Source organism: Qipengyuania huizhouensis, from assembly GCF_019711635.1.
In the GTDB taxonomy this organism is placed as follows: Bacteria; Pseudomonadota; Alphaproteobacteria; order Sphingomonadales; family Sphingomonadaceae; genus Qipengyuania; species Qipengyuania huizhouensis.
This window is the reverse complement of record NZ_JAIGNT010000015.1, coordinates 15,899-40,964: the sequence shown is the minus strand read 5'-3', so window position 1 is coordinate 40,964 and position 25,066 is coordinate 15,899. Positions and strand designations below refer to the sequence as shown.

At 59.5% G+C, this 25,066-nt stretch carries 27 protein-coding genes and 1 tRNA gene; 16 read left to right on the top strand and 12 right to left on the bottom strand.

Annotated features, from left to right (window positions below; all coding sequences use genetic code 11):
* Positions 1–22: 22 nt before the first annotated feature.
* The 3 genes from K3180_RS11665 to K3180_RS11655 all read left to right on the top strand — a co-directional run bounded on the left by K3180_RS11665 (position 23) and on the right by K3180_RS11655 (position 2,982).
* Positions 23–1,438 (top strand): dihydrolipoyl dehydrogenase family protein, encoded by a 1,416-nt coding sequence (locus K3180_RS11665; protein WP_221541083.1) that lies wholly within the window; start codon positions 23–25, stop codon positions 1,436–1,438.
* Between the two features lie 143 nt (positions 1,439–1,581).
* Entirely contained in the window at positions 1,582–2,439 is an 858-nt protein-coding gene (locus K3180_RS11660; RefSeq protein ID WP_345719476.1) for a radical SAM protein, read from the top strand.
* 27 nt (positions 2,440–2,466) lie between these two features.
* Positions 2,467–2,982: a DUF421 domain-containing protein gene (locus tag K3180_RS11655; protein ID WP_221541079.1), complete on the top strand. Its 516-nt coding sequence runs from the start codon at positions 2,467–2,469 to the stop codon at positions 2,980–2,982.
* Here K3180_RS11655 and K3180_RS11650 read toward each other — a convergent pair.
* Entirely contained in the window at positions 2,979–3,668 is a 690-nt protein-coding gene (locus K3180_RS11650) for a queuosine precursor transporter (protein ID WP_221541077.1), read from the bottom strand. The genes K3180_RS11655 and K3180_RS11650 overlap by 4 nt on opposite strands.
* A 147-nt stretch (positions 3,669–3,815) precedes the next feature.
* On the opposite strand from K3180_RS11650, the gene K3180_RS11645 reads away from it, so the two are divergent.
* The 6 genes from K3180_RS11645 (at position 3,816) to K3180_RS11620 (ending at position 11,578) form a co-directional block, all read left to right on the top strand.
* Positions 3,816–5,162 (top strand): NupC/NupG family nucleoside CNT transporter, encoded by a 1,347-nt coding sequence (locus K3180_RS11645; protein WP_221541075.1) that lies wholly within the window; start codon positions 3,816–3,818, stop codon positions 5,160–5,162.
* 14 nt (positions 5,163–5,176) lie between these two features.
* Positions 5,177–6,118 (top strand): isopenicillin N synthase family dioxygenase, encoded by a 942-nt coding sequence (locus tag K3180_RS11640; protein WP_221541073.1) that lies wholly within the window; start codon positions 5,177–5,179, stop codon positions 6,116–6,118.
* 243 nt (positions 6,119–6,361) lie between these two features.
* Positions 6,362–8,869, top strand: coding sequence for a TonB-dependent receptor (locus K3180_RS11635; protein ID WP_221541071.1), 2,508 nt, complete (start codon positions 6,362–6,364; stop codon positions 8,867–8,869).
* A gap of 96 nt (positions 8,870–8,965) precedes the next feature.
* Entirely contained in the window at positions 8,966–9,691 is a 726-nt protein-coding gene (locus tag K3180_RS11630) for an energy transducer TonB (RefSeq protein ID WP_221541069.1), read from the top strand.
* 58 nt (positions 9,692–9,749) lie between these two features.
* On the top strand, positions 9,750–10,772 hold the full coding sequence (locus K3180_RS11625; protein ID WP_345719475.1) for a mannose-1-phosphate guanylyltransferase: 1,023 nt from the start codon (positions 9,750–9,752) through the stop codon (positions 10,770–10,772).
* 236 nt (positions 10,773–11,008) lie between these two features.
* Complete coding sequence (locus K3180_RS11620) at positions 11,009–11,578, top strand: class I mannose-6-phosphate isomerase (RefSeq protein ID WP_221541065.1); 570 nt, start codon at positions 11,009–11,011, stop codon at positions 11,576–11,578.
* Positions 11,579–11,643: 65 nt separating this feature from the next.
* Here the strand turns inward: K3180_RS11620 and K3180_RS11615 are convergent, their stop codons facing one another.
* The 4 genes from K3180_RS11615 to K3180_RS11600 all read right to left on the bottom strand — a co-directional run bounded on the left by K3180_RS11615 (position 11,644) and on the right by K3180_RS11600 (position 15,982).
* Entirely contained in the window at positions 11,644–11,946 is a 303-nt protein-coding gene (locus tag K3180_RS11615) for a polyhydroxyalkanoic acid system family protein (protein WP_221541063.1), read from the bottom strand.
* Positions 11,946–12,704 (bottom strand): hypothetical protein, encoded by a 759-nt coding sequence (locus K3180_RS11610; RefSeq protein WP_221541061.1) that lies wholly within the window; start codon positions 12,702–12,704, stop codon positions 11,946–11,948. Before K3180_RS11610 ends, K3180_RS11615 begins: the two co-directional genes overlap by 1 nt.
* Positions 12,705–12,706: 2 nt before the next feature.
* A complete protein-coding gene (locus K3180_RS11605) occupies positions 12,707–13,954 on the bottom strand; it encodes a toxic anion resistance protein (RefSeq protein ID WP_221541059.1) in 1,248 nt (415 codons plus the stop codon).
* Positions 13,955–14,248: 294 nt separating this feature from the next.
* Positions 14,249–15,982, bottom strand: a complete 1,734-nt coding sequence (locus K3180_RS11600; protein ID WP_221541058.1) for a fatty acyl-AMP ligase — start codon at positions 15,980–15,982, stop codon at positions 14,249–14,251.
* A 129-nt stretch (positions 15,983–16,111) separates the two neighbouring features.
* On the opposite strand from K3180_RS11600, the gene K3180_RS11595 reads away from it, so the two are divergent.
* The 4 genes from K3180_RS11595 (at position 16,112) to K3180_RS11580 (ending at position 18,084) form a co-directional block, all read left to right on the top strand.
* Positions 16,112–16,690, top strand: coding sequence for a regulatory protein RecX (locus tag K3180_RS11595; protein ID WP_221541056.1), 579 nt, complete (start codon positions 16,112–16,114; stop codon positions 16,688–16,690).
* 119 nt (positions 16,691–16,809) lie between these two features.
* Positions 16,810–17,160 (top strand): DUF192 domain-containing protein, encoded by a 351-nt coding sequence (locus K3180_RS11590; RefSeq protein ID WP_345719474.1) that lies wholly within the window; start codon positions 16,810–16,812, stop codon positions 17,158–17,160.
* A 40-nt stretch (positions 17,161–17,200) separates the two neighbouring features.
* Positions 17,201–17,596, top strand: a complete 396-nt coding sequence (locus K3180_RS11585) for an NADH:ubiquinone oxidoreductase subunit NDUFA12 (protein WP_221541052.1) — start codon at positions 17,201–17,203, stop codon at positions 17,594–17,596.
* A 2-nt stretch (positions 17,597–17,598) separates the two neighbouring features.
* On the top strand, positions 17,599–18,084 hold the full coding sequence (locus K3180_RS11580; protein ID WP_221541050.1) for a DUF2155 domain-containing protein: 486 nt from the start codon (positions 17,599–17,601) through the stop codon (positions 18,082–18,084).
* Here K3180_RS11580 and aat read toward each other — a convergent pair.
* On the bottom strand, positions 18,033–18,716 hold the full coding sequence (gene aat, locus K3180_RS11575; RefSeq protein WP_221541048.1) for a leucyl/phenylalanyl-tRNA--protein transferase: 684 nt from the start codon (positions 18,714–18,716) through the stop codon (positions 18,033–18,035). The genes K3180_RS11580 and aat overlap by 52 nt on opposite strands.
* An 86-nt stretch (positions 18,717–18,802) precedes the next feature.
* On the opposite strand from aat, the gene K3180_RS11570 reads away from it, so the two are divergent.
* Both K3180_RS11570 and K3180_RS11565 read left to right on the top strand, forming a co-directional pair.
* Positions 18,803–18,878, top strand: a tRNA-Trp gene (locus K3180_RS11570).
* A gap of 53 nt (positions 18,879–18,931) precedes the next feature.
* The gene (locus K3180_RS11565; RefSeq protein ID WP_221541046.1) at positions 18,932–19,822 is read left to right on the top strand and encodes an LOG family protein; all 891 of its coding nucleotides are present in this window, start codon (positions 18,932–18,934) and stop codon (positions 19,820–19,822) included.
* Here the strand turns inward: K3180_RS11565 and thiD are convergent.
* From thiD to glmM, 3 genes are read right to left on the bottom strand one after another with little or no spacing between them, the layout of a single operon-like run.
* Entirely contained in the window at positions 19,819–20,640 is an 822-nt protein-coding gene (thiD, locus tag K3180_RS11560; protein ID WP_221541045.1) for a bifunctional hydroxymethylpyrimidine kinase/phosphomethylpyrimidine kinase, read from the bottom strand. The genes K3180_RS11565 and thiD overlap by 4 nt on opposite strands.
* Positions 20,637–20,861, bottom strand: a complete 225-nt coding sequence (locus K3180_RS11555) for a DUF1272 domain-containing protein (protein ID WP_221541043.1) — start codon at positions 20,859–20,861, stop codon at positions 20,637–20,639. Before K3180_RS11555 ends, thiD begins: the two co-directional genes overlap by 4 nt.
* Entirely contained in the window at positions 20,861–22,198 is a 1,338-nt protein-coding gene (glmM, locus tag K3180_RS11550; RefSeq protein ID WP_221541041.1) for a phosphoglucosamine mutase, read from the bottom strand. The genes K3180_RS11555 and glmM overlap by 1 nt, the downstream gene beginning before the upstream one ends.
* A gap of 172 nt (positions 22,199–22,370) precedes the next feature.
* On the opposite strand from glmM, the gene K3180_RS11545 reads away from it, so the two are divergent.
* Entirely contained in the window at positions 22,371–22,982 is a 612-nt protein-coding gene (locus K3180_RS11545; protein ID WP_221541039.1) for a superoxide dismutase, read from the top strand.
* 57 nt (positions 22,983–23,039) lie between these two features.
* On the opposite strand, the gene K3180_RS11540 is transcribed toward K3180_RS11545, so the two are convergent.
* Genes K3180_RS11540 through K3180_RS11530 form a run of 3 tightly spaced genes read right to left on the bottom strand, consistent with a single transcriptional unit; the run spans position 23,040 to position 25,060 of the window.
* On the bottom strand, positions 23,040–24,215 hold the full coding sequence (locus K3180_RS11540; protein WP_221541038.1) for an AI-2E family transporter: 1,176 nt from the start codon (positions 24,213–24,215) through the stop codon (positions 23,040–23,042).
* Positions 24,216–24,269: 54 nt separating this feature from the next.
* A complete protein-coding gene (locus K3180_RS11535; RefSeq protein ID WP_221541036.1) occupies positions 24,270–24,878 on the bottom strand; it encodes a sigma-70 family RNA polymerase sigma factor in 609 nt (202 codons plus the stop codon).
* A complete protein-coding gene (locus K3180_RS11530; RefSeq protein WP_221541035.1) occupies positions 24,878–25,060 on the bottom strand; it encodes a NepR family anti-sigma factor in 183 nt (60 codons plus the stop codon). The genes K3180_RS11535 and K3180_RS11530 overlap by 1 nt, the downstream gene beginning before the upstream one ends.
* Positions 25,061–25,066 lie beyond the last annotated feature (6 nt).

Sequence of the window (25,066 nt, the reverse complement as noted above, 5' to 3'; positions counted from 1 at the left end):
ATTGTGCGTTAGGCAGCAAGCGATGAAATTCACCCATGACGTGATCGTGATCGGTGGCGGGGCCGCCGGGCTCACCGCTGCAGGAGGCTGTGCGCTCTTCGGCCTGGACGTGGCGCTGATCGAAGCCCGCAAGATGGGTGGTGAGTGTCTGAACGATGGCTGCGTGCCGTCGAAAGCACTACTGGCTGCCGCGAAGCGCGCCGCAGAAGCGCGAGAAAGAACCCGGTATGGCGTTACCTTGGCCAAGCCCGTTGTAGAGTGGGCGGGCGTGCACAGGCACATCCACGATGCGATTGCTGCCATTGCACCGCACGACAGCGAGGAACGTTTCGAGCAGATTGGTTGTGAAGTCATCCGTGACTGGGCCCAAGTGACCGGCCCGCAATCCGTCGAGGTGGCATGGCGCACACTGACTGCGCCGCGCATCGTCATAGCTACAGGCTCAGAACCTGCACTTCCACCCGTCGAGGGATTGGATGAGGTTCCGTATCTGACCAATGAAAACCTGTTCGATCTCGAAGAGCTCCCCGACCATCTAGTAATCGTGGGCGGCGGGGCGATTGGTATGGAAATGGCGCAGGCCTTCCGGCGGTTGGGCAGCGAAGTTACGGTCATAGAGCCGGGCAGTTTATTGGCCCGCGACGATCCCGAAAGTGTCGCGGTAATACGCGAGGTTCTGGAGGACGAGGGCGTCCGGTTCGTCGAGGGCAAGGCGGAAAGAGTCGAAAGCCGTGGGGGAACGATCCGTCTGTTCGCTGGCGGCGAGACAATCGAGGGCAGCCGCCTCCTCCTCGCGACCGGGCGCAAGGCGAGATGCACAGGCTTCGGGCTTGAAGAAATCGGTGTGAAGATGGGAGCCAACGGGATTGCAGTCGACGCACGCCGACGCACTTCGGTCAAAGGCATCTATGCCATTGGCGATTGCCGAGACGGGCCGCGGCTTACTCATGTTTCGGGCTATGAAGGCTCGAACGTCGCGCTAGAGATTACTTTGGGCATCCCGACGAAGGTAGACTGGTCCGCACTGCCATGGTGCACCTATACCGATCCCGAAGTCGCACAAATTGGCCTCACCGAAAAGGATGCGCGCAGGAAATACGGCGATACGATCAGGATCGTGAAGGAAGCTTTCCGCGACAATGAGCGGGCCCTCGCCGAAGGCAAGGACAAGGGGCATCTCAAACTCGTATTGAAGGGCAAGAAAGTTCTCGGTGCGAGCATGGTCGGAAAGGATGCTGGAGAATTGCTGCTGCCCTTCGCGCAGGCGATTACCGGCAAGAGCAGCACTTTTGCGCTCGGCTCGGCGATCATCGCCTACCCCACACGTAGCGAAATATCCAAAGCAGCCTCGTTCAGTGCCTGGGAGCCGACGGTTTTCGGAGCTATCCCCAAGAAATGGGCGCAGCTGGTGGCAAGGCTGCGCAGGCGTTTCGCGTGAGTAGAGCCCGCATGGGATCGCGCAACGCACCTGCCGGACCCTCACCGTTCGCGGTCGAGGCTGCGCCCTTATCCCGAGAAAAATTCAGCGATCCGCAATTAACTGCGAAAGGGGAGAAGCGCGCTCATGTGCCCTTTTCAAGATTGGATACGCTGTGGCTGAATACCGGCACCTTGTGCAATCTGGCCTGCACGACCTGCTATATCGAGAGCAGTCCCACGAACGATGCGCTGGTATATCTTACTGCAAGCGATGCCGTACGCTTCCTTGATGAGGCGGCAGGATTGGGAGCCCGCGAGATCGGTTTCACCGGCGGCGAACCCTTCATGAACCCCGACATTGTCAGGATGATGGATGGTGCGCTCGATCGAGGTTTCGAAGCTCTTGTCCTGACCAATGCGATGAAGCCGATGCGTCGGCATGAAGCGGCGTTGCTGCGGCTTCGCGAAACGTATGGCGACCGTCTGACCTTGCGAGTCAGCCTCGACCACCACAGCCAGCGCGTTCACGAATCCGAGCGCGGCTTACGTAGCTGGCAGCCAGCTATCGAGGGACTGTGCTGGTTGTCCAAGAATGGCTTTTCCATTGCAGTCGCCGGACGTTTGCTCCCCGAAGAAGGCGATGCTCTTGCGCGAGAGCGCTACGCGGCGCTGTTCGAGCGCGAGGGGATTGCAATCGATGCATATGATCGCTCCCGGCTCGTCCTCTTTCCAGAAATGGATGCCGAAAAGGATATTGCGGAAATCACGACCGAGTGCTGGACAATCCTCGGCAAGTCCCCTGCCGATGTAATGTGCAGTAACAGCCGCATGATCGTCCATCGCAAAGGCGAAGCGTCACCGCGCGTGGTCGCTTGCACGCTCATCCCGTATGATGAGGGCTTCGATCTCGGTGAAACGCTGGAAGAAGCATCCTGCGATATCGTTCTTAATCACCCTCACTGCGCCCGTTTCTGCGTGCTCGGTGGAGCCAGCTGTTCCGGCGGAGCGCAGGAGGGATAAATCGCGCGGCGCATTCGTTGGGCCGTTATGTTCGTATCCTCTCCCGAATTCGATGCGGTTCTTCGGGGACTGCTATTGGCGATGCTCGCCCTGAGTTGGGCGGTCGCCCTGGTGCGCATCAACGGTTTGCGCTCGCTCTCGAAGATGACAAACTTCGATTTCATCATGACCATCGCGCTGGGAAGTTTGATCGCCAATGCTGCACAGGCGGCAGATTGGCGGGAATGGCTACAACCCGTAGCGGGTATGGCAGGGCTTTTCCTGCTTCAGCATCTGGCAGGACGCCTCCGGAATTCTTCGGACCGGATTGAAGATATGTTGCAGAACAATCCGGTTATTCTCATGCGCGACGGGAAAATCATTCGCGAGGCCTTGAAGACGACGCGCGTTCCGGAAAACGATCTCGTCGCCAAGCTTCGTGAAGCGAATGTCTTGGACCTTTCCGAAGTGAGAGCCGTCGTGCTGGAAACGACCGGCGACATTTCGGTGCTTCACGGGAACAAGCTGGAAGAAACACTGCTCAAGGGTGTGAAAACGCTTTAGAGGTGGCGTCTGTCCAGCCATTTCGCCAGCGCTACTCCGCCCGTGATGAGGAAGGGCACGAGCACTATGCTGAGGGCGACCTTGGCGATTACCTGCCCGATGAGAAGCGGGGCGATGTCGAATTCGCCATAAAACGCCAGTGTTACGAAAATCACCGAATCGATTGCCTGGCTCAGCGCGCTGGCAATCGCGCCGCGGGCCATGAGTCCGAGAGTGTTACCGTCTCCTGATCCCCTCAGGCGGGAAAATATCCAGACGTTCAATAGTAGCGAGACAATATAGGCTGCAGGACCGGCCGCCATGATGCGGGGAGTTTGCGCAAGGACTGTCTCGAAGGCATTGAGGTCTGAGCCACGGTATTCAAGCATCTCGGAAGAAGCAGGTAACCACAAGACCAGGAATATGAGCGCGGCGGAAAAGGCGAGTGGGAGAAAGCCCCACCAGACCAGCCTCTGCGCGAGCTTTTCTCCGTAAAGCTGTGCGATCGTGCTGGAAATTACCACCAGGCCGAGAAAGGCGAAAATGCCGGACTCCACGGCAAGCCGGGTAGGCCACAGCTGCACCTGTTTGAATGCCAGCACGCCCGCGATCACGGTCAGGCCGCCATAAAGGACCAGGAATACGAACAGGCCCAGCGGCACGGTGGCTGCGGCGATGCGGGTTTGATTGGCCGGTTGCTCGATCATGGTTCTGGAAGCGCTGTCTCGTGACTGGTGATAGCCGAAGCTGGAAGTGCGACCGTAAATTGACTAAGCGGAGCCGCCGCGCAAGGTAGCGGCCGATTTCATCCGCAACTAGTCTTTGTTGCTCCAGTGCAATGCGAAGGGGTCCGCATGCCAGCTGTCGTTATCAATATTCTCGGGATCGTCGCGATCCTGGCCATCGCCTTCCTTCTTTCCACAGGTAAAAGGCGGATCAAGCTGCGCGTGGTAGGCGCTGCGTTTGCGCTTCAGGCGATCATGGCGTTGCTCGTATTACGGACACCGTGGGGAGTAGAGGCGATCCAGGCGATGTCGAACGGCGTTATCGCATTGCTGGATTACTCCAAGGTGGGGATCGAATCCGTTTTTGGCCCGATGGATGCCAACCCCTTCGCCAATACCTTCGTCATCGCGGCACTGCCGGTGATCATCTTCTTTGCCGCTCTGGTTTCCATATTGTATCACTGGGGCATAATGCAGCGGCTGGTCCGTTGGGTCGGCGGGGCGATCGGCTGGATCACCGGGATCAGCAAGGTCGAGGCGCTCGGCAGTGCGGCGAACATTTTTGTGGGCCAGTCCGAAAGCCCGCTGGTGGTGCGCCCCTATCTGGCTGCGCTGACGCCGAGCCGTCTTTTCACCCTGATGGCAGTGGGGATGGCCGGCGTGGCCGGAACGATCCTTGCCGCCTATGCCAGCTTTATCGGCGAGGATGCCGTTCCTTTCCTGCTCGCGGCGGCCTTCATGTCGGCGCCCGGTGGCATATTGATGGCAAAGATCATTATGCCCGACGACGATAGCCCGCTGGCCCGCGATGCGGCGGAACTTTCCGGCGTCGAGCCCGAAGACGAAATCGTTCTGCCGAAGACCCGCATCAGTGCCGAGGGGCCTGCTGCCATTACCGAGAGCGGTAAGCCGCACGAGGTCACGGTTGCCGAAACTTTCGAGGAAGGTCACACGCCCGCCAACGTGATCGAGGCGGCCGCGCAGGGCACGCAGACCGGTGTCAAGCTGGCCGTGGCAGTTGGCGCGATGGTGCTGACCTTTGTTGCGCTGGTTGCGCTCGCCAACGGCGTTCTCGGCGGGATCGGTGGATTGTTCGGCTATCCCGATCTGACATTCCAGTTGATCCTTGGCTGGATCTTCGCACCCGTGATGTTCCTGATAGGCATCCCCTGGGATCAGGCTGGCGCCGCAGGTGGTTTGTTCGGTACCAAGATCGTGCTCAACGAATTCGTCGCTTTCATCCAGCTGGGCGGCATGGATGCCGGTATCCTGAGCGATCGCAGCCGCGCCATCGTCACTTTCGCGCTGTGCGGTTTTGCCAATTTCAGTTCGATCGCGATCCAGATGGCGGTGACGGGCGGCCTCGCGCCGAACCAGAGGCCGGTTATTGCTAAGCTGGGCATCAGAGCGCTGGCTGCCGGCAGTCTCGCCAACTTAATGAGTGCGGCGCTGGCGGGGCTCTTCCTTCCGTATTAAAGGGCGCAGACATTATGACCGATTCTAACACCGATATCGCGGTTGTGTCGCTGGCGCAGCCGTTGGACAGCATTGCCGAAGAACTCGGCCGGAGCTTCGAGGAATATGGATTTGCGGTAATCCGCGACCATGGCATTCCGCAGGGGCTGATCGACAGGGCCGAGGCTATGTCGAAGGAATTTTTCGCTCTGCCCGAAGATGTGAAAAAGGCTTACCACATTGTCGGTGGGGGCGGGGCACGCGGTTATACGCCCTTCGGTACCGAGAAGGCGAAAGACGCGAACGTTCACGACTTGAAGGAATTCTGGCATGTCGGTCGCGAACTGCCCGAAGGTCATCCGCTGTCCGAATATATGGCGGACAATGTCTGGCCCGACGAGGTCGAAGGATTTCGCGAGACCTTCACGAAACTATACGCCGCTTTCGAAGAGGCCGGGGGTCGCGTGCTCGAGGCGATCGCCATCCACCTCGGCCTGCCGCGTGAATTCTTTGCGCCGACGGTAGAAGACGGCAATTCGGTCATGCGTCTTCTGCGCTATCCTCCGCTGGAAGGGGAGGAGGCCGAAGGGGCAATCCGGGCCGCCGCCCATGGCGACATCAACACCATCACTCTGCTCCTAGGCGCAGAAGAGGCGGGCCTCGAGCTGCTGACCCGGCAGGGAAAGTGGAAAGCCGTCGAGGTGCCGGAAGGTGCGCTGGTCATCAACGTGGGCGACATGCTCGATCGTTTGACCAATGGAAAACTGCGCTCGACCACGCATCGCGTCGTGAACCCGCGCGGCGAAGCGGCATACCGGGCACGCTACTCGATGCCGTTTTTCCTGCACTTCCGACCGGATTACGTGATCGAAACCTTACCCTCGTGCATCGACCCGGAAAACCCGTCGGATCATCCAGCTCCCATTTCGAGTCACGACTACCTGATGCAACGCTTGCGCGAGATCAATCTCGCCTGATGCACGGTCTGTCGACAGGCGCAGGCAAACTTTTCTAAAGCTGTGTGCTTTTTGCAACAGCAGTAAACCTCTGAAATCCAAGGGGAGTTTTGTGGTCCGCGAGGTATTGTCCACATTACTGTCACGGTTGTCTTGACTCTGTCATAAAACGATAGCTTTGCCGAAACATCGTCAGCCTAGCGGGGCGGCGCATCTCCAGTGCTACCATGTTTTCAATCCGAAGAGACGAAGGGGTCTTCTCCGATGAAGTTCAAGTATCTTTTGGCCACCTCTGTGGTTGGTCTATCTGCAGTGGCAGCGACGCCTGCTTTCGCCCAGTCGACGGGTTCCGTCGATTTCGAAGAAGACGATGAAGTCATCGTTGTCACCGGCGCACGCTTCGACGGCGTGGGCGGGGTCGAGGTTCCCGACACGTCGAAGGCAAAGCAAGTTCTGAATGAAGAGGTCATCCGTCGCCAGCGCCCTGGGCAAACCGTAAATGACATCGTCAACTTGGTGCCTGGCGTCAGTTTCCAGAACAACGATCCTTGGGGTTCTTCTGGCGGTGGCTTCACCATTCGCGGCTTTGGCTCCGACCGCGTTTCGCAGACACTTGACGGTCTTCCGCTGAACGATTCGGGCAACTACGCACTTTACACTAACCAGCAGGTGGACCCGGAAGTACTCGAAGAGGTTAACGTCAACCTCGGTACCACCGACGTCGACAGCCCGACCGCTTCGGCGACCGGGGGCACGATCAACATTCGCACACGTGAGCCGGGCGACGCACCGGGCATCACTGCTACGATGACCTATGGCGACGTTCTTGCCGAAGGCGCAGAAGACACCCTCTACGTTCGCGGTTTCGGCATGATCGACACCGGCGACTTCACCGGAATGGGCACTAAGGCTTTCGTTTCGGCCAGCTACACCACCTATGGCGTTCCGTACAATCCGTATGGCCGTGTCAACAAGACGCAGGTAAACGGCCGTATCTGGCAGGATATCGGTACGAATGGCGACTTCATCTCTATTTCTGGCCACTTCAACCAAAACCGCAATAATTTCGCTGGTTCGGAATTCATTGGCGATCTGCTCGGCTACTACGAGGGCGATTTCAGCAAAGAAGACCGTTTCAGCGCTTATGAAGGCGCTGGCGAATATCCTTGCTCGGTCGACCCACGGGTTCTGGCTGTCGAGGCTGGCGGCGTGGGTAGCCCTGGTGAAGGCCTCGACTACAGCGATCGCGAGCCGAGCTGTGGCGCAGCCTTTTATCGCCGCTACAACCCCTCGGACACCGGCAACATCCGCGGTTCGTCGCTCTTCTCGATCACTGACAATCTGACCTTCACGTTTGATCCGAGCTATCAGTACGTCAAGGCAAATGGCGGCGGTCCCGACGACCTGCGTGAATCGTTCTTCAATGTGGGCGGCACGGACTACACCGGAGCCTTCAATGGCGGCTACTTCTTCGGCCGTGATCTCAATGGCGACGGTGATCTGGACGACGAGATTGCCGGAAACGACCCAAGTCAGACGCGAACCAATCGTTACGGCGTGGTCGCGAACCTTATCTATGATATCAACCCGGATCACCGCGTTCGTCTCGCTTACACCTGGGACCGCGCGCGTCACCGTCAGACGGGTCAGATCACTTACATGCTCGGCAATGGCGAAATCAGCGATCCGTTCGCCATCGACAATCCGTTGCTTGATGTGAACGGCAACGAAGTAAACAAGCGTGACCGCTTGTCCTTCGCGATCCTGCATCAGGTTTCGGGTGAGTACCGCGGCGAGTTTGGCGATCTCACCGCCATTCTCGGTCTTCGAGCACCGTTCTTCACGCGCGAACTGAACCAGAATTGCTACACGACGTCGGAGAATGGCTTCGTCGATTGCCCCAATCCGGGCTTCGACGTGACTGCCTACGAGGAAGCGAACCCAGATCACGTTGCGCCTCTGTCGCGCGAATACAAGTATGACGAACTGCTTCCGAACGTCGGACTGATCTACGATTTCGGTGGCAGCGGTTTCTCGGTATTCGGCAATTATGCCAAGGGCCTTTCGGTCCCCGGTACCGACCCGCTTTACGACTCGCTGTACATCCCAGACGACGAGCGTGCACGCCCGGTTCCGGAAACGACCGACAGCTTCGACCTCGGCCTGCGTTACACCATGGGCCGCATCGAAGCTCAGATCGGCACGTACTTCACTCGTTATAACAACCGTCTGGCTTCGGCGTTCGACCCGACGGCGAACAATGGTGAAGGCGCAACTGTTTTCCGTAACCTCGGCGAGGTCGATAAATACGGCATTGACGGCTCGATCGCATGGCGTCCGACGAACAACACACTGTTGTATGTTTTCGGTTCCTACAACGACTCCGAAATCAAGGACGACGTACAGACTGAAGATGGCTTCCTCGCCACAGCAGGAAATGCCGAATCTGGCACTCCCCGTTTCTCCTTCGGTGGTCGTGGCCAGGTCTCGTTCGGAAACTTCGATCTGGGCGCGCAAGTCAAGCGTACCGGTCCGCGGTTTATCAACGACCTGAACACCGATGAAGCTCCTGGATATACGATCGTCGATCTCGACGCTCGCGTACTGCTCGGGGAATTCCCGACTGGTGGCGACGTTGCACTCCAGTTGAACCTGACCAACGTGTTCGATGAATACTATATCGGCTACTTCGGCGGTTCGCTCGACGGCTTCGGCTTCGCGCAGATCGGCGCTCCGCGCGCCGGCAGCATCTCGCTGGTAATCGGCTACTAAGCCGACTTTCAGATCATTACGCAGGAAAGGGCGGTCCTTCGGGGCCGCCCTTTTCGTTTGCAGGAACGCCTAAGGTTATTACCCTGTTCTTATACCATGGCGAAACCGGCGACCAATTTCAGTTCGAGTAAGAAACGGCCCAATCCTTGGACGATCCTCGTGATCGTCCTCTTCCACTTGCTTGTGCTCTACGGCCTTGCACGGGCATTGGCGCCCGAATCGGTCGCTAGCGTGGAGCGATCGGTCGTGTCGGCTTTTACCGTCACGGTCACCACACCGGAGGAAGAAATGCCGGTAGTTGAACCTCAGCCGGATGAGGGCGCACAAGGCGATCCGGGTGAGGAGGCAGTGCCGCAGCCCGTCACCGCCCCTACTCCCCGGCGGCAGGTGCGCGAAGACCGTCCCGTTCCCCGTGCCTCTTCGACCGGTGCTGCAAGCACCTCTGGGGCTACACAGTCGGGCGAGGGCACCGGGGCCGCAGGAAGCGGCCAGGGAACCGGTGCAGGACGGGGTGGCGGTGGCCAAGGCGGCGTCGCGGCGACCAAGCCGGTCCTGACCCGCACGATCACCGATGTTCGTGCCTTTCCGATTCCACCTGGTGGTCGGCAGGCGCGCATTGGGGAGTCGGTTATCGTCAGGCTGGCGGTTTCGGCTGAAGGACGGGTGACTGCCTGTTCGGTTCATCGTCCGAGCCCCTTTCCCGAGACGGATGCCGTTGTCTGCCGACTATCCTACGATCAGATCCGCTTCGAACCTGCGCGCGATACGCAAGGAAATCCGGTGCCCGCGATCTTCTATTACCAGCAACGCTTCTTCAACTGACAGCGCGCCTCTGCACAGCTATCTAGCCCGTAACGCCAATCATGGGGACACGTCGCAAGTGATACAGCCGGTTATCCTGTGCGGCGGTTATGGAACGCGGCTGTGGCCGCTTAGTCGGCCGAACCGGCCCAAGGCGTTCCTCAAACTCCTTGGGGAGCGTACCCTGTTCCAGCAGGCGCTGGATCGTGTCGCCGATCCTGCACATTTCGCGCAACCGATTGTGGTTGCGGGTAGGGATCACGCGAATCTCGTTGCAGAACAGGCCGTTCTCCATTCGCTGATCGTGGAACCCGAGGCGCGTGATACGGCACCCGCAATAGCATTGGCCGCCGCACGCCTTTCGCCCGAAACCGTTCTGCTCGTCTGCCCCAGCGATCATTATATCGCCGATAGGGAAGCCTTCCTGCGGGGGGTCGCGAGCGCGGAAACTCTGGCGGCCGAGGGGTGGCTGGTTTGTTTTGGCGTCAACCCCGACCGGGCCGAAACCGGTTATGGTTATATCGAACTGGGTGACAGCTTAAGGCAGGGAAACCGGATTGCGCGGTTCGTGGAGAAACCCGATGCCGATACTGCACGCAGCTATGTAGCGCGGGGCGATTTTGTCTGGAACGCGGGGATCTTCGTGCTGCGGGCCGGAGATTATTTAAGCGAACTGGAGAAGCAGCGTCCGGAGATGGCGCGCTGGGTCAGGCTGGCGGTGGACGGCGGGCATGAAGACCGCGGTGCATTCCATCCAGCAGTGCAGGAATTTTGCGCCATCGAAGGCGAAAGCGTTGATTACGCAGTGATGGAGAATACGCAGCGTGCCGCCGTTGTTTCTGCCGATATGGGCTGGACCGACGTGGGCAACTGGGACGCCCTGCGGACTGCACGAACGGCCGACGGGAAGCGCAAAGTTGTTTCGGCCGGCAATGCCGAGCTGATCGATTGCCGCGGCGTCATGATCGAAAGTGATGGGCCCAGGGTTTCGGCAGTCGGTCTGAGGGATGTCACAATCGTGGTCGATGGAGACGAGGTGTTGGTTGTCGCACACGGATCGGCCTCGAACGTCGCGAAGCTCAGAGGAATCAAGGGGGAGTGACCCGATGCGGAATTCTCTCGACGACCCGACTGGCCAAGCCTTGGGGGCGCTGCAATCAACCTGCCGTGTTCGCGGACCCAGGCAACGAACCGGTTGGCGAAATCTGGTTCGAAAGCCCCCCGCCACTCGCAACAATTCTGGCCAAATACCTCTTCACAGAGGAGCGTCTATCGGTTCAGGTCCATCCTATTGCCGCGAACTCTCAAACAGGCTCTGGCAAGGACGAATGCTGGCTCGTGACCGACGCGCGGCCGGGTGCGAGACTGGCGGTCGGGTTTCGTGAAACTGCTGACGCGGATGCCGTCCGCGATGGTGCTATTGATGGGTCGATCCTGTCCATGCTCAACTGGATCGACGTGAAAAAGAACGATTTCATTTATGTCCCTGCAGGAACGGTACATTCGATGGGGGCGGGGCTCACGCTGATCGAAATCCAGCAGAACACCGACATTACATACCGGCTGTACGATTACGGGCGCGATCGTACTTTGCATCTAGACCAAGCCATGGCCTCGATCTGCCTTGATCCGCACCCGCCCGAATTGCGGAGACGTATAGACGCAAGCGCCGAACAGCTCCTCGTCGAAGGGCCTTACTTTGCTGTCGCACAAAGTATCGGCAAACCATCGCAAGGTTTGCTGGCGCGTCTTCCGGGGCCGGTGCAGATATTGCCCGTGGATGGCAACTGCAGCATCGATGGAGTCGCTATCGAGCCGGGCGCATCGGGTTGGAGTGAACGACTCGACCATATCGACTTTTTGGATCACGGACGCTGCCTCATCGTCGCTAATCCGTTGCCGATCTAGCCGACTGGTTTACGTATGATCGTGAAAATTTGGCAGCATCCGATCGGTTCGCCGCGGGTTGCAATCTATTCTGCTGCCAACAGCTTCTGACCCTTCTTGCGGATTGCCCCGGCAATGATCGGTTCGACGAACGAGAGGGCAGGTGGCAGGTTGACCTCGAAAACCACTTGCGTCTCCTCGATCAACACCTGTGCCCGCGTTACATTTCCCATGGCATCGATATCCAGCGCCATGCGGTCCTCGTCGGGCCAGCTGGTAGTCACATTCGCCATCCCGCCCGGAATAGCATCGCCGATTTCATGGCTGCGTGCATGGAGGCGGCGACGTACCTCTTCCTTGCCGAGATTATGCTGCAACGGAACTCGCATCAGTCCTTGTTCTCCAGCTGCGGCGAGGTTTGCACGCCTTCCCCGAATTTGTAGTCGAGATAGCGGTGCTTGATCGCCAGATCGTCAAGCGAGCCTTCTGCCAGCTGACGGGTGATACTGTCGATTTCTCCGCTGATCTTGCCAAGGCTGTCGGTCAGTTGTTGGTCCGGGGTGGTTCCCGCACGCTTTTCGGAGCGCAAATGAGCGGGAATCTTCCGATAGCTGTCGATCATTTCCGGCAACTGCTCGCCTATCAGGCTGCGTACTTCACGCGCCTTGGGATGGTTTTGATCGACGCCCTGGAGTTGCAGGCCGAGCGCATCGAGCTGGACGCCCATATCGCTGACGATTTTGGCAGCCGGGGCAGGCAGAGCGGGGCGCTGATTTTCCAGCCAAAGCTCGGTCCGCGCGACCATATCCTTCACATTCCCCTTGTTGAGGCTCTCTCTCTTAGGGGTGCGTAGTTTTGGATAATTGCCCAATACCGCAATGGCGATGACGCTGGCGACGAGCACGGCCATCACTCCGGCGAAACCTATCCCGTCGATCACCATGCCCGCTACACCGGCAGCTACCCAAATCCCGAACAGGGCAATCAGGACGTTGCGAATTCGGCGGGTCCACAGGTCTCGCTTGATCTTGGCGGAGCCCGCACCGATCGAAGGTGCGCGGCGATGCCGCCCGCCCGAACGGTTGTCGTCGCGCACAGTGCGCGCGTCCTGAATGATCCGTTCGCTGTCACGGGTAAGATCGCCCATAGTCAGCCTTCGATGCTCAAGAGGCCGCTTTCGGCCACTTGCTTCTGCGCCTGAAATTGCCCCTCGGCACGCGCAATATAACCCTTCGACTTCTCGACCTCGTCGGACAGAACGGTGACCGTCTGCTTCATGCTTTCGAGTGCACGGATCTTGAACTCGTCCACTTCGTCCATCGTGTCGTAGATGTTCTGGAAGGCACGCTGCAGGGTCTCCAGCGGAATGGTGCTGGCAGCAGCCTGCTCGTGAATCTTGCCGGTCTGATCGCGGAGCATGGTAGACGTACTGTCGATGATACCCGCAGTCGTATCGTTGAGCGCGGTGATCTGGTTGAGGACGAGACGCTGGTTGGTCATTGCCTCGGCTACAGTCACTGCCGTGCGCAATGCTCCGACGGTCGTAGTGCTGGCGCGGTCGACCCCCTTTACCAGCTCGATATTGTTTTTCTTGACCAGGTCCAGCGCGAGATAGCCCTGTACGCTGACCGCCATCTGCGTAAGCAAATCCTGAGTGCGCTGGCGGACATAGAAGAGCGCGGTTTCCCGTATCGCCTTGGCCTTGGCCGGATCGGTCGCGTCGAGCTCGGCTGCCTTATCCTCCAGCTTTGCATCGAGCGTGTTGGAGATATGGATCATCTGTTCCAGATTGCCCATGGCTTCCCACAGCTTCTGCCGTTCGACGTCGATCGCGGCATTGTCCATGATCAGCTCGTCTTTCCCGCTGGCGAGATTGGAGAGGATCGACTGGATGTGCGTCTGCGCGCTCTGGTAGCTTCGAAAGTAATTGGTCAGCTTGTTACCGAAAGGGATAATGCCCAGGATCTTGCGCGTACCCGAAAGCTTCCCGCGCTTGCCCGGATCGAGATCTTCTACGACGCGGCGCAATTCGGCGAGATTGGCGCCGACGCCCTCGTCCTTGTCCATCGCGCGTACCGGGCGGTCCAGAAAGCGGTTGGACATACCCGCCGCAGCCATGATTTCCTTGCGGCCCATATTGGTGAGCTGATCGACCTTCTTTCCGAATTCGGGAGAATTGGCATCCTGCGCGATCAGATCTTCGATGAAACCGTCGACCTTGGTTTCGAGCTTGCTCTTCACATCTTCCGATACGGGCACCAGGCCGGCCGCTTTTTCCGCGGAGACTGCCGGCACAGGATCTGGCGGTGTCAGGTCGAACTCGGGCGGAGCCGCCGTCGTAGCCGGGGCGGACTTGGTCGCGCGGGCGGTTTCTGCCTGCGATTTTGCGTCACTCATGACTGGCGATAACCTCCGTATGAATCCTTTGCCTGTATTAGGTGCGTAAGACGCATTCTTCAAGGCGAACCGAGCCTAGAGGTCAAATGCCTCGGTACAAAGAACAATCCATACTATAGATGAATCGCCGATCTTCGGCGGATTGCAGCTAAATTCCCCGATGCGGATCCCCCAAGGCATCCGCGCAGGGTTCGCCACCGGCCCGGCAGTTACATTCTGTCGGCACACTGCAATGTAGGCGCGAAATCTCCACCAGGATATTTCCGGCAGCGCGGGGATCCATCGCCTGCCGGGTCAGGCGGCGAGGTCGAGCGGTTGAATCTCACCCGCAAGATAGAGGCGTTTGGCTTTTGCGCGGCTCAGCTTACCCGAACTCGTGCGCGGCAGCGTGCGGGGTGGGACGAGTTCCACGACGCAGCTCATTCCAGTAACCCCGCGGACCTTATCGGCGATCTGGTCACGCAGCCTGATCCGTTCCTCGGGCTCGGACACACGGCAGTGGACCAGTACTGCCGGGGCTTCCTCGCCATTTTCGGTATCGATGCTGAAGGCAGCGATATCGCCATGGTTGAAGCCGGGCAATTGTTCGACCGCCCATTCGATATCCTGCGGCCAGAGGTTCTTGCCGTTGATGATGATCATATCCTTCGCGCGGCCGACGACGAACAGATAGCCATCCCCAAGATAGCCCATGTCGCCGGTGTCGAGCCAGCCGCCGACGAGACAGTCCCGGGTCGCCTCCTCGTTGCGGAAATATGAGTGCATCACGCTTTTGCCGCGGCACCATATCTTGCCGATCTGGTGATCGCCCTTGACCATGCCCTGCTCGTCGCGGATCTCGACCTCCATGCCCGGAAGCGCCTTGCCGCAATTGACGATGGCACGATAGCGCGCCGGTTTGGACAGGTCGCGGGGACGACCGGACAATCGCTCCTCCTCGACCAGTTCCACACGGATACCCTCGCCAGGCGGCATGACGGTCACCGCCAGGGTTGCTTCGGCAAGGCCGTAGCTCGGAGTGAAGGCACTTGCTTTGAAGCCTGCTTCCGCGAAGGCATTGACGAAATTCTGCATCACGTCGGGGCGGATCATATCTGCACCATTGCCCGCAGTTCGCCAGCGTGAGAGATCGAAACGCTCTGACACGCTGCTCTGACTGGAGATGCGGCGAGCGCAGATGTCGTAACCGAAAGTCGGCGAATAACTCAGCGTGTTACCTTTGTTGCGGCTGATGAGATCGAGCCAGGCCAGGGGGCGGCGGGCGAAATGTTCGGTACGAATATAGTCTACCGACGCCTGGTTCGCGATCGGCGACAAAAAGCAACCGACCAACCCCATGTCGTGGTACCAGGGCAGCCAGCTGACTACCCGATCGTTCTCGCCGAGATCTACGCCGGTCGCGTGGCCGAAAAGATTGTGAAGCAGTGCCTCGTGGGTCACTGCAACCCCGGTCGGGAAACGGGTCGATCCGCTGGAATATTGCAGATAGCTGATGTCGTCCGGGCTTGCCTTGGGCAAATCGCATTCCGGCCCTTCGCGCTTGGCAAACACATCCCAGCTTTCGCCGTCGCAGCCCTGCTTGTCAGCGGCTGCCTTGGCCATTTCTGCGATTTCGGGAGGATAAAGGAGGATCTTCGGATCGCTGCTTTCAAGTTGCACCGAGAGCTGGTCTATATAGCTGTCCTTGCCGCCGAATGTCGTCGGCAAGGGTAGCGGCACCGGCCACGCGCCGGCATAGATGCAGGCGCAGAACAATGCGGCAAATTCGGCGCTGGTTTCGGCGACAAGCGCCACGCGATCTTCCTTGCCGATCCCCGCGGCGACCATCTTGTAGGCGAGCGAGAGGGCGTCCTCGCGCATTTCGGAATAGGGGTACACCTTTTCGAGAGCGCCCCGCATATCGTGAAAATTAAGGCCCTTTGCGCTGCGCGCAGCGTAATTGATAGCGTCGTTGAACGTAGCGAAATCGCTCCGGCGGCGGGGCAGATCGCAATCGTTCGGCGTCGGCGTCAAAACGGCGTCGGTCATATTTTCTCTTGTATACCTTTTGAAAACAATGCCTTGCGGCGACCCTCACGCAGTTGGCTGCCGAACTCCCACACACGGCAGCCAATCGAACTTTCCCATTCGATAAGGTTTATGGCACGAATATGGCCGATGCCCGACCGTCATGCAACTCCAAGGCGTACCCGTCGCACTCCAAAACCGCTCGACTGCACCCGGTTGAACGACCTCGCGCTACATTATGTCGCCCGCTTCGCCACCTCCTCGGGCAAGCTCGAGAACTACCTAAAGCGTAAGCTGCGCGAGCGTGGTTGGGAAGGTGAGGGCGAGCCCGATATCAAGGAGCTCGTGACCCGATTTGCCGAAAAGAACTACGTCGATGACGAAGCCTATGCACGCATGAAGGCGGGTGGTTTGCTTTCCCGAGGCTATGGCGCGCGGAGGGTGGAGGAAAGACTGCGCGTCGACGGGCTGGACGATGACGTTCGGCAAGCGAATGCTCCGGACGAGAAAGAAGTACGCGAGGCCTTGGTCGCGTATCTACGCCGACGGCGTTTCGGCCCCTTCGCTGTCCCGGCGCAGGATCAAGGCCCGGAAACCGCACGCAAAGCACGCGAAAAGCAGCTTGCTGCAATCTTGCGGGCAGGCCATTCGTTCGAACATGCCCGGCGCGCAGTCGAGGCGAAGACACAGGTGGAGCTAGAGGAATGGGTCGCGGAAGCACTGGATTAATAGCCGGGTTATGCGCTGCTCTCGCAATTGCCTGCTCACCGCAGCCCGGTGCAGATAATGCTATAGCAGAGCAGGCGCGACCAGCCGTACACCCGGTTTCCGGACTTGAGATCATTCCCGTGACGGTTTCGTCCGACGAGGCTTCGCACGAATTCCACGCAGAGCTGGCAGACACACCCGAGCTTCAGAAAAAGGGACTGATGTTCCGCACGGAGTTGGGGCCGGACGAAGCCATGCTTTTCCCTAACGAGGAGCCCACTGCACGCAGCTTCTGGATGAAGAATACTCCGATCCCGCTCGATATCATTTTTGTCGGGCTGGATGGGCGGATTGCCAATATCGCCGCAATGGCGGAACCTTATTCGGAGGAGCCGGTCTATTCGATCGGCTCGACAAGTGCTGTGCTGGAAATTTCCGGCGGCCGGGCCGAAGAACTCGGGATTGAGCCGGGCGATCGGGTATCGTGGTAAGCGCTTGGCGCGCGCGCGCGAATCGGCTAGGCGCGGCCTCATGAATTTCCTCGGCAAGATCTTCACCTGGTGGGAAGGTGCGACCCTCGGCACGCTTCTCTGGAGCTGGCGCAATGGCGAACATGTCGGCACCGATGCACAGGGCAACAGCTATTATCGCTCGAAGCCCAAGAAGGGACAGCGCGAGCGCCGTTGGGTAATCTACGAAGGGTCGAACGATGCCAGCCGGGTGCCGAGCGAATGGCATGGCTGGTTGCACGGCGCTTTCGACGACGTACCCGAAAGCAACCTGCCGCCACCACATATCTGGGAAGCCGATTATTCGCCCAACGCGACTGGTACCGCGACGGCATATCGGCCTCAGGGCGCACTCGAACGGGGTGGCAAGCGCGCCCCTGCAGTGGGCGATTACGAAGCCTGGTCGCCGGACGCCTGAGGATGGTCCGCGCAGTCGCGCTTCTCGCTCCGCTGGCCATGCTTGCGGCCTGTACGGAAGATTCTCCGGAACCCGAAGCGGTCGAAACCGAAATTCCGGAGAGCCTGCAGGACGTCGAACTGCCGGAGGACGTTTCCGAAGAGGCCGCTATCGGGACGCCCATGGAAGAACGGGTCGCTACTATCGGCCTGCTCAACAAGCGCAACAATCTAAGCCAGGAATTGGAACTGAGCCCCGGCGATCAGCAACGCGTCGGAGATGTCATCATCCGCCTGCGCGCCTGTGAGCGGACCGCCCCCTGGGAATTCGACAAGGATGAAGGCGCATTCGTTCAGGTGCTGGTGCGTGAGCGCGGTTCGCAAAGCGATTTCCGTCGGATATTTTCCGGCTGGCTGTTCAAGAACAAGCCCTCGATCAACGTCGTCGAGCATCCGATTTACGATGTCTGGGTCAAATCCTGCGCAATGGAATTTCCCGGCGAAGAGTGAGCGTTGGCTGCCGCAATTGCAGCCGGAATAGTGGATGATGGCTGCCCTCGCGCAGTGAACAGCCGTTCCAGATACGCGGCCTGCGGCATTTCCACCGCACCGAGCGTGCCCAGGTGCTCTGTCATGAACTGGCAGTCCAGCAGCACATAGCCTGCATTCCGCATGGCCGCGACCAGCCAGGCGAGCGCAACCTTGCTGGCATTGTCTGCGCGGCTGAACATGCTCTCACCGCAGAACACCCTGTCGAAGGCGACCCCATAGAGGCCGCCTATGAGAGCTTCGCCTCGCCAGACTTCCACCGAGTGGGCATGGCCTGCTCGCTGAAGAGCGATGTAACTCGCTTCGATCTGGTGGCTGATCCAGCTCTCGGCATGTTCCTCCCGCGGTTCGGCGCAGGCGGCAATGACAGCGGGGAAGTCCTCGTCGCAGCTGACGCGATATCGATCCTGGCGGATGACCTTGCGAAGACTTTTCGACAAGTGGAAGCCGTCGAGCGGAATGACAGCCCGTTCGCGCGGTTCGACCCAATAGACTTCGCGGTCGCTGCGATGGTCGGCCATGGGAAAGACCCCACTGCGATAGGCACGCAGCAGCAACTCTACGGGGATCGTCTCGGGCACGGGGGCATGCATCCTCGCATCCTAGCACTTTGCGCTTCGCCGCGATACGCGTCTTGCCAAGCGCGCGCGGCTCTACTAATGCGCGCGCTCCAAGCTGCAGGGGTGTAGCTCAGCTGGTAGAGCATCGGTCTCCAAAACCGAGGGCCACGGGTTCGAATCCTGTCACCCCTGCCATTTTCCTCTTCGATGACTTGTCGATGAGACGTGCCCGCAGTATCGGGCGCGCCATGACAGAAGAAGAAAAGCAAAAGCGCGATCTCAAGGACCGCAAGTTTTATCCCGCCGAAAAAGAGGCCGAGTTCGAGAAAAAGGGCCTCGCGAAGCACACTCCGCAGACGGCGCACCCTTCCTACAAGCTGGCATTCCAGGATACGGAATTCCTCCTTCGCGAGGAATTGCGGCCGGTTCGCTTCCAGCTCGAACTGCTCAAACCGGAAATGATTCTCGACGAGGCCGGCGTCGGTTCGACCATGGTCATGTACGGCAGTGCGCGTATTCCCCCGCCGGAATCGGTGGAAACGGCGCTCGAAGGAGCGAAAGACCTGCCTGACGACGAACGCAAGGTCGTCGAAAGCCTCGTGGCCAAGAGCAAGTATTACGGTGAGGCCCGCAAGCTCGCTCGGATGGTTACCGAAAAGTCGATAATCGAGGATGGCAAGCGGCAGTTTGTCGTTTGCTCGGGCGGCGGACCCTCGATCATGGAAGCGGCCAACAGAGGTGCCAGCGACGCTGGCGGCGAGAGCATCGGCCTCAATATCATCCTGCCGCACGAGCAGGCGCCCAACCAGTATGTGACTCCCTATCTCTCGCTCAACTTCCACTACTTCGCCCTGCGCAAGATGCACTTCCTGCTTCGCGCCAAGGCGGTGGCCGTGTTCCCTGGCGGCTTCGGCACTTTCGACGAATTCTTCGAGCTGCTTACACTGATCCAGACCGGCAAGATGAAGCCCATGCCGATCCTGCTTTTCGGCAAGGATTTCTGGACCCGCGTGGTGAATTTCGAAGCTCTGGCCGAAGAGGGCACGATCTCGAAAAAGGACCTCGACCTGTTTCGCTGGTGTGAAACCGCCGACGAGGCATGGGAGCATATTGCTGGCTTCTACGAACTCGAACGCTAGTCTTCCTCGTCCCTCTTTAACTTGCGGACCGCTTGATGACCGAGCGGGCCGTTGCCGCTGCCGAAGCCCGGCGCCTGTTCGATTGCAGCGCGGGTGAAGGCACGTGAAATGCGGATGGCATGGGTAAGCGGCTGGCCGTGGGCGAGCATGGTTGCGAGCGCAGAGGACAATGTGCAGCCCGTGCCATGCGTGTGGCGTGTCTCGATCCGCTGATGGCCGAAGCTCGCGATCTTGCCGCTCGAGGAAACGACATAGTCGATGACCTGGTCGCCATCGCCATGTCCTCCCTTGGCCAGAACGATGGTGTCCTGTTCCTCGGCCAATTCGCGCGCTGCTTCGAATACTTCGTCCGGCCTGATTTCCTCGCGCCCAGTAAGCGCGGCCAGTTCGGGAAGGTTGGGCGTGACGACGGTCGCGATCTGCATCAGTGCGCTAAAGGCACCGATGGTGGCGTTGTCGGCCAGTGTCGATCCGCTGGTGGCCACCATCACCGGGTCGAAAACGATTGCACCCGCAAAAGTATCGAGCCGCTCGGCGAGGCGCATGGCGATCTCGGGCGAACCAAGCATGCCGATCTTGATCGCATCGGCACCGATATCGGACAGGCAGCTGTCTACCTGGCCCATGACCAGGTCGGGGTTCAACGCCTCGACTGCCTGCACACCACGCGTGTTCTGCGCGGTAAGGGCGGTGATCGCGCTCATGGCATAGCCGCCGAGCATGGTGATGGTCTTGATGTCGGCCTGAATTCCCGCTCCTCCGGAAGAATCTGAGCCGGCAATGGACAGCACGCGGGGCGGCGCGGGTGTGACGCTCATCCCTTGTGCTTTCGCTGGGCGCTGGGCGGATATTTGGCCTGGAGCTGCTTCGACCTGGTCGGACGATCCATCAGTTCGCCACCGCAATTCGGACAGAGATCGTCGAGTTGGTCCGCGCAATCGGCGCAAAACGTACACTCGAAACTGCAGATGAAGGCGCCGGGATTATCAGCCGGCAGGTCTGTGCCGCAGCGCTCGCAATCGGGACGCATTTCCAGCATCAGACAGCCTCTGTCACGGCAGCGCAGATGCGATCCACAACAGCCTTCACCTGCGCCTCATCGTCGCCTTCCGCCATTACCCGAATTACTGGTTCAGTCCCCGATGGACGGATGACAAGGCGCCCCCTGCCCTCAAGTTCCGTCTCGACGTCGGCGATGACCGATTTTACGGTCTCATCTTCGAGTGGCTTTCCGCCAGAATAGCGCACGTTCTTGAGCAGTTGCGGGACGGGCTCGAAAACATGAAGCAACTCGCTGGCTGGCTTGCCAGAGCGAACCAGACTGGCGAGGACGCGTAGCGCAGCCACGGTACCGTCGCCTGTGGTGCCGTAGTCGGACAGGATCATGTGGCCCGACTGTTCTCCGCCCAAATTGAAGCCTCCCTCGCGCATCCGCTCGAGCACGTAGCGATCCCCCACTTTAGTTCGCTCCAGCGTCAGGCCGATGCTTTCAAGATAGCGTTCGAGGCCGAGGTTGCTCATCACGGTGGCCACCACGCCGCCGCCCTTCAAATTGCCTCGTTCGAGCAGGCGCGAGGCAATGAGCGCCATGATCTGGTCGCCATCGACGGCCCTGCCTTTCTCGTCGATCACAATCAGCCGATCGGCGTCGCCATCGAGCGCTATGCCGATATGTGCGCCTTCTTCGATCACTTTCGCCCTGATCGCGTCGAGAGAGGTGGACCCGACACCCCGATTTATGTTGGTCCCGTTGGGTGCGACGCCCATCGCTATGACATCCGCGCCCAGTTCCCAGATGGCGGAAGGCGCGACGTGATAGGCAGCTCCATTGGCGCAATCGACCACCACCTTCAGCCCATCGAAGCGAATGTCGCTCGCCACCGATTGCTTTACCGCGTGGATGTAGCGCCCACGGGCATCCTCGATCCGCTCTGCACGGCCGATCTTGTCCGGGCTGACCAGTTGTGGTTCCTGCTCCATCAGCGATTCGATCGCGCTTTCGGCCTGGTCCGACAGCTTATAGCCATCGGGCCCGAACAGCTTGATGCCGTTGTCCTCGAATGGATTATGGCTTGCCGAGATCATCACACCGAGATCGGCGCGCATCTCGCGTGTCAGCAGGGCGATGGCGGGTGTGGGGAGCGGACCGGTCATCGTAACGTCCATGCCCACGCTGGTGAAGCCGGCGACCAGCGCGCTTTCGATCATATAGCCCGACAGGCGGGTATCCTTGCCGATGACCACGCGATGACGATGTTCGCCACGCAGGAAATGCGTGCCTGCCGCCTGGCCGACTTTCATCGCGATCTCAGCGGTCATGATACCGCCATTGGTGCGTCCGCGAATGCCGTCGGTGCCGAAGAACTTGCGAGCCATGAATACCTTTCGTTTTTGCCGGTTGCCTTGTGACGCGATTGGCGCCCCAAGAAAAGACCGCTCAACCCCCTTTCCGTTCCGGTTGTCGCAGCCTAGTGCAACCTCGCACGCTTCCGTGCGTTAGGGTCGCGAGTACGGAATTTTTCACACGAACCTACAAGGGGACCACTCAATGGCTTTCGAGCTGATCGACCTTCCTTACGAAGATACCGCACTAGAGCCTGCCGTCTCGGCCAAGACGCTGAGCTACCATCACGGCAAGCACCACAAGGCCTATATCGACAAGACCAATGCAGCCGTTGAAGGCGGCGACCTTGCCGACAAGAGTCTGGAAGAGGTTATTGCGGCTGCGCGCGGCAGCGACCAGGGCCTGTTCAACAACGCTGCGCAGAGCTGGAACCACGGTTTCTACTGGCACTCTATGGCGGCAAAGGAGACTTCCGCTTCGGACGAGCTGAAGAGTATGATCGACGAAGCATTCGGTTCGATCGACGGTCTGAAGGACAAGCTGAAAGAACGCGGCGCCGGCCATTTTGCAAGCGGATGGGTCTGGCTTGCGGTCAAGGACGGCAAACTCTCTATCGAGGAAACGCATGATGGCGATACGCTGGCGGATCAGGACGGCGTAACTCCGCTGCTGGTCATCGACCTGTGGGAACACGCCTATTATCTCGATCACCAGAACGCGCGTCCGTCCTACCTTGAAGCAGTGAGTTCCAAACTGGACTGGAGCTTCGCCAGTGAGAATCTGGCCCGTGGTACTACCTGGCAGTATCCCGGCTGATCACCAGACTGGTGAAATGCGAAAAGCCCGCTGCGCTTTCAGGCGTAGCGGGCTTTTTCATGACCGCTCTTCTTCCTGCGACATATCGAGGATGTTGTTGGCGAACAGCGGCTCTCCGAAGATGAATCCCACCAGGTTCGGCCGGCCGACATGGTCGAAAAGTGCTGTGAGCATCAGCAGGATCGGGACCGACAGGAGAGCCCCGAACACACCCCATATCCATGTAAAGTAGGACAGGGCGATAAGAATCATGACAGGGTTCATGGTGAACCGCGCTCCAAGCACGGATGGGGTGACGACATTGGCCTCGACAGTATGGAGTGCGAGGTAGGCTGCGGCGGGGATCAGGCCGAGAAACACCGTTTCCGCCGTGCCGATTCCGAACAGGGCCAGCAATCCGACCATGATCGTCGGTCCGATATAGGGCAGGAAATTCAGGATCGCGGCAAGCCCGCCCCACATGATCGGCGCCTCGACGCCGAGCGCCCAGGCGCCGAGCGCAACGAATATCCCGACGAAGGCGTTTATGAGACCGACAGTAAGAATATAGGCGGCCACGCGATCCTGCACTTCACGCAGGACCCGGGCGGCCTTGATGCTGGTACCGAAGCTGCTGCGGCCGAATAGAAGGCGCTGTCGCAGCCGGACGCGCGCCTCGATCATAAAGAAGGCCATGAGAAGGGTCAGGATCGTCTCGATCACAAAGCTCGGCGTTGCGAAGGCGAGTTCCTCAAGCAGGCTCGGGGTGGCGACAACCACCTCCTGCGACCCCTCGCTTTCGACCAGCTCGGCCAGCTGCTCGTTGATCTGGGCTATCCAGGCAAACTGGTTGCGCAATTGGGTGAACCGCTCGCCCACCTGTTGCAACAAGTCGGGCAGTTCCTCGAACAGCACGATGGCAGGCTGTAGTATGAGCGCCAGCGCCAAGAGCAGAATCGCGAAGAACACCAGCAGGGAGATCAGCGATGCGAGCGCGTTGGGTAGCCCGAAGCCGGTAAGTTTGTCTGCCAAAGGCGAAAGGATCACCGTCAGGATAATGGCGGTGACAACCGGTAGGAATACGACCGAGCCGATGGAAAGGACGAAGGGAAGGGCCAGGAATAGGCCGAGGCCGATCAGGACGACCAATGCCGAAATCAGCCGCAATTCCTGTTCGGCAAAGGTAAAGCGCCGTCCATGTGCACCCGCCGCGGGCGGAGTGGCGGCCTTTGGCTCGGGATCGACCTCGCTCATCCCCATCCTATCTGCCGTGAAGACATGACCGGGGCAAGCCGGTCACGCTCTCCATCAGTTGCGCGCTGTGACACCTTGTCCCGCAGCGACATCGTCAAGCTCTTCGAGAATGGCCCGGTGAGCAGTGTCATCGTCAAGCGAACGGCGGGGGATAGCCCCTTCTGCCAGCATAGTGTTGAGAGCGGCACGGGCGCGACCGACACGGCTTTTTATCGTGCCGACGGCGCAGCCGCAGATATTCGCGGCTTCCTCGTAAGAGAATCCGCCCGCCCCGACGAGAAGCAGCGCCTCGCGCCGTTCGGGGGGGAGGGTCAGAAGTGCGCGGTGCATGTCCGAAAGGTGGATCGGCTCTTCCTGCCCCGCAGGGGCAGTGAGAATCCGCTCGGCAACCGTTTCGTCATATTCGCCCCGAAAGCGATTGCGCCGCATATCGGTAAGGTAGGCATTGCGCAGGATGACAAACGTCCACGCGCGCATGCTCGTACCGGGCTGGAAGCGCTCCTGCGCCGCCCAGGCCTTGAGCAAGGTTTCCTGAACGAGGTCATCTGCCATGTCTGCGCGTCCGCACAGCCCGCGTGCAAAAGCGCGCAGGTGCGGAACCACGTCCGTGAGCTCTCGCTTGAAATCGGCCTTTTCCGAGGCCGTACGTTTTTCGACCCCCATCAGTCCTTTGTATCCAGTTGCGAGAGAAGATCCTTGAAGCTGTCGGGGAGTTCTTCCTCCACGACGGAATCGTACAGACGGCGAAGACCGTTGGTCCAATCGGGCCGGTCCTTGCCTTCGTGTTTCGCTTCCTTGCCAGAACCCGGAACGGGCTTGTGTCCGGAAGATGAATCTACGGTCATTGTTTG